The following is a 13829-nucleotide window of genomic DNA, read 5'->3' on the forward strand; positions in this document are numbered from 1 at the left end:
GTCACCGGCCGCCGCCGTCGGCCACCGGCCGTCACCGGCCGCCGCCGTCGGCCACCGGCCGTCACCGGCCGCCGCCGTCGTGGCCCCCCGTGGCCCGGCGTGGCCCGGCGTGGCCCGGCGTGGCCCGGCGTGGCCCGGCGTCCGCCGGTCCGTGAAGGAGCGCGCGGAAGGTCAGCCCGCGGTCGCGTCGGCCGGCACCACCAGGTCGGCCCGGTCCCGTGTCACCGCCACCAGCTCCGCGTTGTGCTGGTCCGTGCCCAGCACCCAGGCCACCGCCTGCGCGTGCGCCTTGCCGAACTCCTCGTGCCGGGCGACGAGTCGGCCGATCCGCTCGCTCTCGTCCAGCTCGCAGAACCAGACCTCGTCCAGCTGCGGCCGCACCCGCGCCCACGCGCCGGTGTCCAGCAGCAGGTAGTTGCCCTCGGTCACGATCAGCCGGGCCGTCGGCGGCACCGGCACCGCACCCGCGAGCGGCTGCTCCAGGACCCGCTCGAAGCCGGGCGCGTACACGATGTCGTCGCCGTCCGACTCCTCCCGCAGCCGGCGCAGCAGCGCCGCGTACCCGGCCGCGTCGAAGGTGTCCGGAGCGCCCTTGCGGTCCCGCCGGCCCAGCCGGTCCAGCTCCGCGTCGGCCAGGTGGAAGCCGTCCATCGGGACGTGCGCGACCCACGGCTCCCCGGCCCCGTTCAGCTCCCGCACCAGGCGTTCGGCGAGCGTCGTCTTTCCCGAGCCGGGCGCCCCGGCGATGCCCAGCAGCCCACGCCGCGTGCCGGAGCCGAGGGCCCGGGCGCGGGTGAGGAGTTCGTCGAAGGTCGGCGGCACGCACCGGAGTCTGCCACCTGGGCGGGCGCCGAAGGGGGCACAGTTCGCGCCATGTGGCGTGTGCCACCCGCTGGACGCGCGGATGCGGGGAACCGTGTCCCGTATGACGGAGCTCGGTCTACCCGCAACCATCCAGGCCTGCCTCTTCGACCTCGACGGCGTCGTCACCAGGACGGCCGTGGTGCACGCGGCCGCCTGGAAGGAAACGTTCGACGCGTTCCTGCGCGCCCGCGACGGCGAACGGTTCCGGCCGTTCGACGCCGGCGCCGACTACGACGAGTACGTCGACGGACGCCCCCGCGCCGACGGTGTGCGCACCTTCCTCGCCTCCCGCGGCATCGAACTGCCCGAGGGCGACCCCGGCGACCCGCCGGACGCGCAGACCGTCCACGGCCTCGGGAACCGCAAGAACGACCTGCTCCTTGAGCGCATCCGCACCGGCGGCGTGGAGGCCTACGACGGCACCCTGCGCTATCTGAAGGCGGTCCGCGCGCACGGGCTGCGCACCGCGATCGTCTCCTCCAGCGCCAACTGCCGTGACGTGCTGCGCGCGATCGACGCCGAGGAACTGTTCGACGTCCGCGTCGACGGCGTCGTCGCCGCCGAGCGCGGCCTGCCCGGCAAGCCCCGCCCCGACACCTTCCTGGCCGCCGCCCGCGACCTCGGCGTGACGGCCGAGCGGTCGGCCGTGTTCGAGGACGCGCTGGCCGGCATGGACGCGGGCCGGGCGGGCGGCTTCGGCTACGTCGTCGGCGTCGACCGGGTCGGACAGTCCGAGGCGCTGTACGCGCACGGCGCGGACATCGTGGTCAAGGACCTCGCCGAGCTGGGGGACGGGTCCAAGGGCGAGCGGGGGGACGGCGAGTGATTGCGCAGCGGTCGTACACGGTGGAACCGTGGACCGTCCGGGAGACCACGCTCAACCTGGACGTCCTCGCCCAGAGCGAATCGGTGTTCGCGCTGTCCAACGGACACGTCGGCTGGCGCGGCAACCTCGACGAGGGCGAGCCGCACGGACTGCCTGGCTCCTACCTCAACGGGGTGCACGAGCTGCACCCGCTGCCGTACGCCGAAGCCGGCTACGGCTACCCGGAGTCCGGGCAGACCGCCATCAACGTCACCAACGGCAAGGTCCTGCGGCTGCTCGTCGACGACGAGCCGTTCGACCTGCGCTACGGGCGGCTCACCGCCCACGAACGCACCCTCGACCTGCGCCGCGGCGTCCTGGAACGGGTCTGCGAGTGGACCTCCCCGGCCGGCTCCACGGTCCGGGTGCGCTCCACCCGGCTGGTCTCGCTCACTCAGCGGGCGATCGCCGCCGTGGCCTACGAGGTGGAGCCGGTCGACAGCCGTACCCGCGTCGTCATCCAGTCCGAGCTGGTCGCCAACGAGAGCCTGCCCGAGCCGAACGGCGACCCGCGGGCCGCGCGGGCGCTGAAGTCGCCGCTGGAGCCCGAGGAGGACTTCGCCTCCGGGCTGCGGCTGCGGCTGGTGCACCGCACCCGCCGCAGCGGTCTGCGGGTCGCCGTCGCCGCCGACCACACCGTCGACGGCCCGGAGCGGACCACCACGGACGCCGAGAGCAATGTGGACGTGGCCCGGCTGACCGTCACCTCCGTGCTGGAGCCCGGCGAGCGGCTGCGGGTGGAGAAGCTCGTCGCGCACGGCTGGTCCGGCGCCCGCTCCCGGCCGGCGATGAGCGACCAGGTGGAGGCGGCGCTGGCGGCGGCCGCGCACAGCGGCTGGACGGGCCTGCTGGAGGACCAGCAGGCCTACCTCGACGACTTCTGGTCGCGCGCCGACGTGGAGGTCGACGGCGACGAGGAGATCCAGCAGGCCGTCCGCCTGGCCCTCTTCCATGTGCTCCAGGCCGGCGCCCGCGCCGAGCGGCGCGCGATCCCCGCGAAGGGCCTGACCGGCTCCGGCTACGACGGCCACGCCTTCTGGGACACCGAGATGTTCGTGCTGCCGCTGCTCACCTACACCTCGCCGGACGCCGTCGCCGAGGCGCTGCGCTGGCGGCAGAGCACCCTGCCCGCCGCGAAGGAGCGCGCGGCTCAGCTGGGCCTGTCCGGGGCGGCGTTCCCCTGGCGGACCATCGAGGGCTCGGAGGGCTCGGCGTACTGGCCGGCCGGGACCGCCGCCTTCCATGTGAACGCCGGCATAGCCGACGCGGTGACCCGCTACACGGCGGCCACCGGCGACACCGAATTCGAGCGCGAGACGGGTGTGGAGCTGCTGGTGGAGACCGCCCGCCTGTGGCGCTCGCTCGGCCACCACGACCACGAGGGCGCCTTCCACATCGACGGGGTCACCGGACCGGACGAGTACAGCGCCATCGCCGACGACAACACGTACACCAATCTGATGGCCCGGCAGAACCTGCTGGCCGCCGCCGACGCGGTGCGCCGCCATCCGGAGGAGGCCGAACGCCTCGGGGTGGACGGCGAGGAGAGCGCGGCCTGGCGGGACGCCGCCGAGGCCATGCACGTGCCGTACAACGACGAGCTCGGGGTGCACGAGCAGCACGCGGGCTTCACCCGCTACCAGCGCTGGGACTTCGACGCGACCCGCCCCGACCAGTACCCGCTGATGCTGCACTTCCCGTACTTCGACCTCTACCGCAAGCAGGTCGTCAAGCAGGCCGACCTGGTGCTGGCGATGTACACCTGCGGCAGCCACTTCGACGACGAGCACATCGCCCGCAACTTCGCCTACTACGAACCGCTGACCGTACGGGACTCCTCGCTCTCGGCGTGCGTCCAGGCCGTCGTCGCCGCCCAGGCCGGGCACCTGCGGCTCGCCTACGACTACGCGGCCGAGGCCGCCCTGATGGACCTCGCGGACCTGGAGCACAACACCCGCGACGGGCTGCACATCGCCTCGCTGGCCGGCACCTGGATGGCGCTGGTCGCCGGGTTCGGCGGGATGCGGCGCGACGGCGACACCCTGCGCTTCGCCCCGCGCCTGCCCGCGGAGTTCAGCCGGCTCGCCTTCTCCCTCCAGCTCCTCGGGCGCCGGCTGCGGGTGGAGATCACCTCGGAGAAGGCCACCTACACCCTGCTCTCCGGGCCGCCCCTGACCATCGGCCACCACGGCGAGACGGTGACGGTGAGCACCGACGGCCCCGCCGTCCGCATGGTCCCGGCGACCCCGGACCGCCCGGCCCCACGGCAGCCTGCCCACCGCCGCCCCAACGCCCGCTGACCACCGGGACCCCCGCTCGGCGGCGGTCCGACAGCGGTCCGGAGGCGGTCGGGGCGGCGGTCGGGGCGGCGGTCCGGCGGCGGCCCGCGTGGGCCGCCGCGCGCCGGGCCGTGGGAGCCCGGCTGCCGGGCGGTCGGCCGCACGGCGCGCTGCACCCCGCCACGCCTTAGGTTAGTTTGTCCCTGTTTTCCTGGGTATCGCCCTCGCTTCATGGACTGCTGGGGCGTCAGAAACCGCCCTGCGTACCGCCGGGGGGAGGGACGAGGGCGATGGCCGAGAGCGTGAGCGTCACCACCCGGGCGGGCGCCCTGCGCCTCGGCGCACCGAGCGCGGTCGCGGTCGTCGCGGTCGCCTTCACCCTGCTCCAGCTGCTGCTGGTGCCCCCCGCCCTGGGCCTCGGCTGGGACGAGATCGTCTACGTCAGCCAGGTCGGCCCGCACGCCCCCGCCGCGTTCTTCAGCGCCCCCCGCGCCCGAGGCGTCCCCCTGCTGGTCGCGCCCGTCGCCACCTGGTCGACCTCCACCGCACTGCTGCGGATCTACCTCGCGGTCCTCGCCGGCCTCGGCCTCTACCTCGCCCTGCGCGCCTGGCGCGGACTGTTCCCGCCCCGCGTCCTCGCCACCGGCGGCGCACTGTTCGCCACCCTGTGGATGACTCTCTTCTACGCGCCCAGCGCCATGCCCAACTACTGGGTCGCCGTCGGCGGGCTGTTCTGCGCCGGCTGCTTCCTGCGCGTGCGCGCCGGCGAAGGCGGCCGGGCCGCGCTGTGGGGCATCGCCGTGAGCGCCGCGTTCATGGCGCTGATGCGGCCCACCGACGCCGTCTACGTGACGGCCCCGCTGCTGGTCCTCGCCCTGGCGACCCGCCGCCCGCTCCCGCTCGGCGCGCTGGCGGCGGGCCTGCTGGCCGGAGGCGCCCAGTGGGTCGTGGAGGCGTACCTCAGTCACGGCGGCCTGGCGCAGCGGCTGTCCGACGCCTCCCGTGTCCAGGGCGGCCTCGGCTGGAACTTCGCCGTCGACGACCAGCTGCGCAGTCTCGTCGGCCGCACCCTGTGCCGGCCCTGCACCGGTTCCCTGACCGACCCGGCCGTCACCCTGTGGTGGTTCGCGCTGTGGCTGCTCGCCGCCGCCGGACTCGTCATCGCCGTCCGCGCCGGGCGCACCCTGCCCACCCTGGTCGCCCTCGCCTGCGCGGCCGGCGCCGCCGTGCCGTACCTGTTCCTCATCGGCTACGCGGCCCCGCGCTTCCTGCTGCCCGCCTACGCGCTCGCCGTGATCCCGGCCGCCGACGCGCTGTGGCACATCGTCAGAAGCCCGCGCGGCCGGTGGCGGCCGGCCGCCGCGGCCGCCGTCGCGCTCGCACTCGCCGGGCACCTCGCCGTCCAGTACGTCGTCCTCGACCGCACCGTGGACCGACTGGCCGAGGACCGCCGCGGCTGGGCGCGCACCGCCTCCGCACTCCACCGGCTCGGCGTCCGCCCGCCCTGTCTGCTGACCGGCCACACCGCCGTCCCGCTGGCCTACTACACCGGCTGCGCCTCCGCCGCCACCGGCGGCAACAACGAGAACAGCACCGAGGCCGCCATCCTGGAGGCCGCCCGCCGCATCCCCGTCGCCGCCCTCGGCACCGCCGCCGGCACCCCACCGCGCTACGCCCGCTCCTGGACCCCGCACCGCTTCCACAGATTCCACCTGTACGTCGCCCCGGCGCCCCGCGCCGACGGACGCGTATGACACCCGGCTCCCCGACGGCCGCGCCCGCCCGGCGCCGGGTCCGCCGGCAGGCCCTGCTCTCCGTGGCCGCGCTGGTGGTCGTCGGCTTCCTGCTCCGCCGGCACTGGCCGGTGCTGCGGAGCGGCGCCGGACGGCTCGCCGCCGCCGACCACGGGTGGCTGCTGGCCGCGGCCGCCGCCGTGACGGTGACCTGGCTCTGCTCGGCCTGCGCCCAGCAGGGCGCGGTGGCGCGGCCGCTGCCCGCCGGACGGCTGGTCGCCGCCCAGTTCGCCGCCTCCGCCGCCAACCAGCTGCTGCCCGCCGGGCTCGGCGCGAGCGCCGTGATCCTGCGGTTCCTGATGCGCTGCGGTCTCGCGGCGGGCCGCTCGGCCACCGCGCTCGCGGTCAAGGCCACCGCCGGTGGGGTGGTCCGCGGCGCGCTGATCGCCGGGCTCCTCCTGGCCTGCCCCGGAGCACTGCGCCTCCCGGCGGTCTCCGGCCCCGGACTCGCCGTCCTCCTCGCGCTGCTGCTGGCGCCGCTGCCGCTCGTCGTCCGGCTCTGGCCGCGCTGCCGCCGGGCGCTGGCCGCCGTCGTCGCGGACGTGCGGGCCGTGCACGCCCGGCCGCACCGGGCGGCGGCCCTGTGGGGCGGATCGCTGGCCTTCGCCGTGCTGCACGTGGCCGCCGTGCTCGCCGTCACCCAGGCCGTCGCACTGCCCCTGCCGCCCGCCCGGGTCGCCCTGCTCTACCTCGCCGCCAGCAGCGCCGCCGCCCTGCTGCCCACCCCCGGCGGTCTCGGCTCCCTGGACGCCGCCCTCGCCCTCGCCCTGACCAGCGGCGGAGCCCCGGCCGCCGCCGCGGCCTCGGTCGTGCTCGGCTACCGCCTGCTGACGGTCTGGCTGCCGCTGGTGCCCGGCCTGCTGGTGCTCGCGGTGCTGGTGCGGCGCCGCGCCCTCTGACCGGAACAGGTGTTTCCCGGACGTGCGCGTCAGGTAGGAGTCCGGGTGTCGGCCGGAGACAAGGGGGAGTGTCATGGCACGCGACGCGAGCGAGGGCCGGTCGGGGGCGGGGTTCTTCACTCCGGGCACCGCGTCCTTCACCGACTTCCTGGCGGCCCACCGCCCCGAACTGCTGCCCACCCGCAGCCCGTCGGGCGACGGCGTCCGGGCCGCGTCCGACCGGGTCCCGCACGGCACCACCGTGCTCGCCCTCGCCTACCGCGACGGTGTGCTGATCGCCGGCGACCGCCGGGCCACCATGGGCAACCTGATCGCCCAGCGCGACCTGGAGAAGGTGCACCCGGCCGACGACCACACGGCGATCGCGTTCGCGGGCACCGTCGGCCTCGCGCTCGACATGGTCAAGCTCTACCAGGTCGAGCTGACGCACTTCGAGAAGATCGAGGGCACCCCGATGACCCTCAGCGCCAAGGCCTCCCGGCTGGCCGCCATGCTCCGGCAGAACCTCGGCCAGGCCATGCAGGGCCTCGCCGTCGTCCCGCTGATGGCCGGCTACGAGAAGGGACGCGGCCGGATCTTCGGCTTCGACGTCGCGGGCGGCACCTACGAGAAGACCGGGTTCCACGCCGAGGGCTCCGGCTCGCCGTACGCCAGGGGCGCGCTGAAGAAACTGTTCCGGCCCGCCATGTCCCGCCGCGAGGCCGCCCTCACCGCCCTCCAGGCGCTGTACGACGCCGCCGACGACGACTCCGCAACCGGCGGGCCGGACATCAACCGCCGTATCTTCCCGGTCGTGTCCCTCATCACCGAGGCCGGATTCGAGCGGCTGTCCGAGCCGGAGACGGAGGAGCTGAGCCGGGCGATGATCGGGCAGCGCGGCAGCCGTCCGGACGGACCGAACGCCGCGCCGTGAGGCCGCCCGCGCCGGTGTGACGAGAAACGCCAGGTTGGAGGCCGCGGATCGGGAAACGCGGAGAGGGCGAATCGCACCGACGAGCCCAGTCCCGAGGCGAGAAGGAGGCAGCCATGGGCGGCACCGACCGCACAGACTCCGAACCGATGGCCGACGACGCCTACCAGCCCACCGGCACCAACGAGGAGCAGGAGGACGCCGCGCCCCTCGACCTGCAGGACGCGCTGGACGAGCGGACCTACGACGACACCCTCGACGAGGGCTACTCCCCGCCCGAGAAGCCGCTCGGCGTCACCCGGTACGGCACCACGGCCGCCGAGCAGCACGAGGGCGAGAGCCTCGACCAGCGGCTGGCCCAGGAGGTGCCCGAGGCACCGGAGGCCGCCGGCGACGACATCGGGGACCTTCCGGGAGGCGACGGGGAGCCGGTCGACCCGGAGGCGGGCGGTGCGCGTTCCGGACGCCTGGTCGCCCCGGACGAGGGCGTTCACACCGACACGACGAAGGAGGAGGTCGCCGAGGACGTGGGCATCGACGGCGGCGCGGCGGGCGCCGAGGAGGCCGCGATGCACATCGTCGACGACGCGACGCCGCCGACCGAGGAGGACACCCCCTGACGCGGAGGCACCTTCGCACGGAGGCCCCTGACGCGGGCGAGGCTCGCGTCAGGGGCGGTGTTCGCCGGGCGGCCGGTTCAGGGCAGCAGCTTGTCGAGGGCGGCCGGGCCCTCCTGGGCCAGCTTGCGCTCGGCCCATTCGAGGTTGCGCGGGGTGAGGTCCTTGCCGGAGGCCAGGACCAGGTCCTCCGGCGACACATCGGTGCCGGTGCGGGCGTGGAGCAGGCTGTCCGGGGTGGCGCGGTCCTGGGAAGGCTGGGACGCGCCGGATGCTGACGTCGACATGATCTCCGCTCCTCGGTCCGGTTGCTTCGGTGACGGTCCCGGTGGTGGCAACGGGTCTGATAACACCATTCACCCAGGGAGCGCGGCGTGCATCCGGAAGCGCCACGCTACGTGCCCAGCAGGGCCTCCGCCTCCGCCAGAATCTCGGTGACACGGAGGCCGAACGCGGCGTCGCACGAGTGGGGGCGACCGGTCGCGGCCGCCTCGCGCAGGGCGTCCGCCGCGCGGGCGAGAACGGGCACGACCTCCTCCCGGCTCTCCGGGAGCAGGGCCACCCCGGCCGAGCCCCGCAGCTCCACGGCGGCGCCCGCGGCCCGCGCCGGCGCGGTCAGGCTCAGCGTGACCGTGCTGGACGCGCCGCCGGTGTGGTCGAGGACCAGGTGCACGGTGTCGCCGGGGCCGGTTGCCGCGGCCGTCACCCGGCGGGCGTCCCCGAGCACCGGCAGCAGCACGGACAGGGCGTGCGGGCCGATGTCCCACAGCGCGCCCTTCTCCCGCCGCCACGGCGACGCCGCGAACGGGCTGTCGCCTGCGGGCGCGCGGTCGGCGGACCCGGTGAACAGCGCGGCGAGCCACTGGGCGCGCGCCGTGAACCAGCCGCCGACGGCCGCCTGTTCGGTGATCCAGGCCTCGGTGTCGCTCTGGAACCGGGTGGTGAAGAAGACGACCGAGGCCACCTCCGCCTCCCGCACCGCGGCCGCCACCGCCCGCGCCCGCTCCGGTGTCGCGGCGAGCGGCTTGTCCAGCAGCAGATGCCGGCCCGCCCGCGCGGCCCGCACCGCCAACTCCGCCTGCACGTCCGGCGGCAGCGCCACGGCGACGGCGTCGACGTCGGCGAGGAGCGCGTCCACGTCGTCGTAGGCCCGAGCCCCGTGCCGGGCCGCCAGTTCCTTCGCGGCGTCCGCACGCCGCCCCCACACCCCGACGAAGTCCAGTTCGTCGTGCCCGGCGAGGGCAGGTGCGTGGGCCATCTGTGCCCAGGGGCCGGTGCCGAGCAGTCCGATGCGCATAGCGCCGCCTCTCCGAGGTCGGAAAACGTCCCTGTGACCGCGGCGGCGAGCGCCCGGCCCCGGTGAGCCTGTCACACCCGCGCGGTGCGCACGCAAGCCGGTTCCACGCGTGCGGGCCGGCTCGCACCCGGCTCGCACCCAACTCCCACCCGGCTCACGAGGCCGGTGATTTTGCCGGTGCCCGCCGTGCGGTGCTGCGCCGACAGTGGGCGAGCCGTTCCCGACGGCACACCCCACAGGCCGGGTTAGCCACCCGAGCGCACGACAGAGAGGACGACTCGACGTGCACCAGCACCCGCAGACCCGCACCGGCTCCGCCACCCCCCACCGGCGCCGCGCGACCCGCTTCACCGGACTCGTCGCCGCGACCGCCGCCGTGGTCGGACTGAGCGGCCTCACCGGCACCGGCGCCCACGCGGCCGACAACCCCTACGAGCGCGGCCCGGCGCCGACCACCTCCAGCATCGAGGCGCTGCGCGGCCCCTACGCGGTCTCGCAGACCTCCGTCTCGTCCCTGTCGGTGACGGGCTTCGGCGGCGGCACGATCTACTACCCGACCAGCACCGCGGACGGCACCTTCGGCGCCGTGGCCATCTCGCCCGGCTTCACCGCCTACGAGTCCTCCATCGCCTGGCTGGGCCCGCGGCTGGCCTCCCAGGGCTTCGTGGTCTTCACCATCGACACCAACACGACGGTCGACCAGCCGGACTCCCGCGGCGACCAGCTGCTGGCCGCGCTGGACTACCTCACCCAGCGCAGCTCGGTGCGCGGCCGCATCGACAGCACCCGGCTCGGCGTGATGGGCCACTCGATGGGCGGCGGAGGCAGCCTGGAGGCCGCCAAGACCCGGCCCTCGCTCCAGGCGGCCATCCCGCTGACGCCGTGGAACCTGGACAAGACCTGGCCCGAGCTGAGGACGCCCACCCTCATCTTCGGCGCCGACGGCGACACGATCGCCCCGGTCTCCAGCCACGCCGAGCCGTTCTACACGAACCTGCCGTCGTCGCTGGACAAGGCCTATCTGGAGCTGAACAACGCGACCCACTTCACGCCGAACTCCTCGGACACGACGATCGCGAAGTACAGCATCAGCTGGCTCAAGCGGTTCATCGACAACGACACCCGCTACGAGCAGTTCCTGTGCCCGCTGCCGCGGCCGAGCCTCACCATCGAGGAGTACCGGGGCAACTGCCCGCACACCTCCTGACCTGCCCCACGCGGTCCTCGGCACCACGGCGGTCGCGCCCTGCGCGCGGCCGCCGTAGGCGTTGTGCGGGCGCACGCGGCGCGGGCTGCCGCGCTGGGCGGCGGCACAGACGCCCGAATGGTGCGGACGTCAACCTTCCGGCTGCCGTTACCCGCGCGTAACGTCGCGGGAATGACCGGACAGACGACCGTGCCGACGGCCCCGCCGATCCACGGGCGAAGCGCGGAGCGGCGCATGGTGGCCGCGGTGCCGGACCGGCTGCGGACGGGCAGCGCCGCGCTCGTCCTGACGGGCGAACCGGGCCTCGGCCGCACGACGCTCCTCGACGAGGCCGCCCGCTCCTTCCGGGCCGGACCGGTGCTGCACCTGCGCTGCGATGCGGCCGAGCCCCGGCCCTACGGCGGCGTGCACACGCTCGCCGCCGCCGTCGGCCACCCGCCCACCGCCGTCCTGGACGCCCGCAGCGCGCCGCACGCCCTGCTGCGCGCCTTCCGCGCCGCGGCCGGAGGCGATCCGCTGCTGGTGTGCCTGGACGACGCCCACCTGTGGGACGCCCCCTCGCGCACCGCCCTGGCCCGTGCCGCCCGTCGGCCCGCCGCGGCCGGCCGGGTGGGCCTGCTGCTGACCACCGCCGGGCCAGGACCGGCCGACCACGACTTCGCCGGGCTGCCCACGCTGTCGCTGCACCCGCTGCCGCCGGCCGCCGCCGCGGCACTCCTGGACGAGGCGACCGGCGGCGCCGTCGACCCCGCGCTCCGCGACGAACTGCTGGAGGAGGCCGAGGGCAACCCGGCGCTGCTGCTGGCCATGGTCCGCCGCCTCACCCCGGCCCAGCTCTCGGGCGGCCAGGACCCGCCCCGGCCGCTCGCCGACGCCCGGGTCCTGACGAGCGTCACCGGACCGTGGCCGGCCGCCCCGACCTCCGCGGCCGCGGACCTGCTGCTGATCACGGCCGCGGCATTACGCGGTGCGGAGACGCCGGAGGCCGACGCGGCGCTGGTCCGGGCGGCGGCCCGCCGTCTGGCGGCGGGGGAGCGCGGAGCGCCGGCCGACGCGACGCCGGACACCGGACCCACGGCTCGCCGGGACCCGGGGCAGCGGCCGTCCTCCCGCGGGCGGCGCACGGCGCCGGCCGCCGACCTCCTTCCCGACGCCCTGGTCCTCACCGACGGCCGGCTCCGCTTCGCCGGCCCGCTCGCCCGCAGGGCCGTGTACGCCACGGCGGCACCCGACCGGTGCCGAGCGGTCCACCGTGCTCTCGCCGGTGCGCTGCGTGCGGACGGACAGGGGCTGGCGGCGCTGACGCACGAGGCCTGGGCCGGGACCACGCCGGCGGCTCCCGTCGCGGCGCGGCTGGCGGCCGCCGCGGCCGGCGCGGCCTCGCACACGCTGCGCGCCACGGCGTACACCCGCGCCGCGGAGCTGACCCCGCACGGCGCGGTCCGCCGCGAGCGGTACACGTCCGCCGCCGAACAGGCACTGCTCGCGGGCCACCCGCGGCAGGCCCTGCGGCTGCTCGCCGAGGCCGGACGCGGCCCGGCACCGGACGTGGTGCGCGGCCGGGCCGAGCTGGTGCGAGGACTGGCGGAACTGCGGGACGGCCCGGTCGCCGACGCCCGCGCCTCCCTGCTGTCCGCCGCCGCGCTGCTCGCCGCCGCCGCGCCGGACCAGGCGTCGGGCGCCGCGCTGGCCGCCGCCGACGCGGCCTGGGCCGCGGGCGACATCACGGCCTGCCGGGAGGCGCTCGCCGGGGCGGGCCCGGACCTCGGCGCGGACACCCGGCTCTCCCCGGGCCACCAGGACTACCGCCTCGGCCTGGGCGCGCTCCTCGGCGGCCGACTGGATCTGGCCACCGCGCCGCTGCGCCGGGTCGCGGACCGCACCGGCACCGGCGAGGAGCCCGAGGAGCTGCTGCGGGCGGCGGCCGCCGCCCTGGTGCTGGGCGACCTGGCCGCGGCGGGCCGGGCGGGAGCGCGGGCGCTGGCCGCGGCCCGTGCCAGGGGCTCCGCCGCGCTCGTCCCGCAGGCCCTGGAGTACCTCGCCTACGCCGAACTGCGGGCCGGCCGGCACGCCCAGGCGCGCACCCACGCCGAGGAGGGTCTGCGTGCCGCGCGGCGCACCGGCCAGCGCAATCCGGCGGCCCACCACCACGCCGTCCTGGCGCTGGCCGCGTCCATCGAGAGCGAGCCCGCGGCCGTCGAGCGGCATGTGACGGCCGCCCTCGCGACGGCCCGCGCGCACGGGCTGGCCCAGCCGGCCACGCTCGCCGAGTGGGCGGCGGCCCGCGCCGACCTGGGCCGTGGCCGCCCGCTGGAGGCCGCGGACCGGCTGGGACCGCTGGTGTGTCCGGGACCAAGGCGCGGGCACTTCGCGGTCTGGATGCTGGCCGTGCCCTGCTTCGTCGAGGCGGCCGCACTGGCCGGTCGCCCGGAGGACGCCCGGACGGTCGTCGCGGACTTCGCCGCCTGGGCCGGCTTCGGCGCCGACCCGCAGGCCCCCGCCCAGCTGCTGCGCTGCCACGCCCTGCTGGCCCCGCCGGAGAGGGCCGGTGAGCTGTACGAACAGGCCCTCGCGGCGCACGAGGAGGCGGGCGGCGACTTCGAGCGCGCCCGCACCGAGCTGCTGTACGGCAAGTGGCTGCGACGCCGCCGCCGGCCGCGCGAGGCCCGTGACCGGCTCGGCGCCGCCCTGGTCGGCTTCGAACGCTGCGGCGCCCTGGCCTGGGCGGAGCAGGCGCGCGCCGAGCTGCGGGCCAACGGTGCGGCGCCGAGCGGCACCTCCCCGAGCGAGGGCGCGCCCGACGCGGCGGTCGCGGGCGCGCTGGCCCGGCTCACCCCGCAGCAGTGGCGGATCGCCCGGTACGTCGCCCAGGGCGCCACCAACCGGGAGGTGGCCCGCAGCCTGTCCGTCAGCACCCGCACGGTCGACTACCACCTCCGCAATGTCTTCGCCGCGCTGGGGGTGCGATCGCGGGTGGAACTGGCCCGCCTGGTCGAACGGGCCGAAAAGACCCGTGCACAGCTCTAGGGACCGACCGGACGGTATGCCATCCTTCCGGGCAGGACGAGTCAGGCGGCGGCCTTCGCGCGGGCCACGGG

Annotated in this window: 11 protein-coding genes; 8 read left to right on the top strand and 3 right to left on the bottom strand. The window is 76.1% G+C overall.

The genetic code is table 11. From position 1 onward, the window contains the following. Positions 1–171: 171 nt before the first annotated feature. Positions 172–822 (bottom strand): nucleoside/nucleotide kinase family protein, encoded by a 651-nt coding sequence (locus tag ABT232_RS25665; RefSeq protein ID WP_351843870.1) that lies wholly within the window; start codon positions 820–822, stop codon positions 172–174. Between the two features lie 103 nt (positions 823–925). On the opposite strand from ABT232_RS25665, the gene ABT232_RS25670 reads away from it, so the two are divergent. The 6 genes from ABT232_RS25670 (at position 926) to ABT232_RS25695 (ending at position 8230) form a co-directional block, all read left to right on the top strand. After that, the gene (locus tag ABT232_RS25670; RefSeq protein ID WP_351843872.1) at positions 926–1690 is read left to right on the top strand and encodes an HAD family hydrolase; all 765 of its coding nucleotides are present in this window, start codon (positions 926–928) and stop codon (positions 1688–1690) included. Further along, positions 1687–4029, top strand: coding sequence for a glycoside hydrolase family 65 protein (locus tag ABT232_RS25675; RefSeq protein ID WP_351843874.1), 2343 nt, complete (start codon positions 1687–1689; stop codon positions 4027–4029). Before ABT232_RS25670 ends, ABT232_RS25675 begins: the two co-directional genes overlap by 4 nt. Positions 4030–4298: 269 nt before the next feature. Further along, on the top strand, positions 4299–5762 hold the full coding sequence (locus ABT232_RS25680) for a hypothetical protein (RefSeq protein ID WP_351843877.1): 1464 nt from the start codon (positions 4299–4301) through the stop codon (positions 5760–5762). After that, a complete protein-coding gene (locus ABT232_RS25685) occupies positions 5759–6700 on the top strand; it encodes a lysylphosphatidylglycerol synthase domain-containing protein (RefSeq protein ID WP_351843880.1) in 942 nt (313 codons plus the stop codon). Before ABT232_RS25680 ends, ABT232_RS25685 begins: the two co-directional genes overlap by 4 nt. Before the next feature lie 73 nt (positions 6701–6773). Continuing rightward, positions 6774–7613 (top strand): proteasome subunit beta, encoded by an 840-nt coding sequence (gene prcB / locus ABT232_RS25690; RefSeq protein ID WP_351843882.1) that lies wholly within the window; start codon positions 6774–6776, stop codon positions 7611–7613. Between the two features lie 113 nt (positions 7614–7726). Then, positions 7727–8230 carry a DUF5709 domain-containing protein gene (locus ABT232_RS25695; RefSeq protein ID WP_351843884.1) on the top strand — a complete coding sequence of 168 codons (504 nt, stop codon included), beginning with the start codon at positions 7727–7729 and terminating at the stop codon, positions 8228–8230. Between the two features lie 77 nt (positions 8231–8307). On the opposite strand, the gene ABT232_RS25700 is transcribed toward ABT232_RS25695, so the two are convergent. Then, positions 8308–8514 carry a hypothetical protein gene (locus ABT232_RS25700; RefSeq protein WP_351843886.1) on the bottom strand — a complete coding sequence of 69 codons (207 nt, stop codon included), beginning with the start codon at positions 8512–8514 and terminating at the stop codon, positions 8308–8310. A 107-nt stretch (positions 8515–8621) separates the two neighbouring features. Continuing rightward, positions 8622–9524: a Gfo/Idh/MocA family protein gene (locus ABT232_RS25705; protein WP_351843888.1), complete on the bottom strand. Its 903-nt coding sequence runs from the start codon at positions 9522–9524 to the stop codon at positions 8622–8624. A gap of 283 nt (positions 9525–9807) precedes the next feature. Between ABT232_RS25705 and bdeA the strand changes: the two genes are divergently transcribed. Then, complete coding sequence (gene bdeA / locus ABT232_RS25710; protein WP_450872116.1) at positions 9808–10731, top strand: bis(hydroxyethyl) terephthalate hydrolase; 924 nt, start codon at positions 9808–9810, stop codon at positions 10729–10731. A gap of 171 nt (positions 10732–10902) precedes the next feature. Further along, on the top strand, positions 10903–13758 hold the full coding sequence (locus ABT232_RS25715; protein ID WP_351843891.1) for a helix-turn-helix transcriptional regulator: 2856 nt from the start codon (positions 10903–10905) through the stop codon (positions 13756–13758). Positions 13759–13829 lie beyond the last annotated feature (71 nt).

The organism is Streptomyces sp. NPDC001532 (assembly GCF_040298625.1).
Classification (GTDB): domain Bacteria; phylum Actinomycetota; class Actinomycetes; order Streptomycetales; family Streptomycetaceae; genus Streptomyces.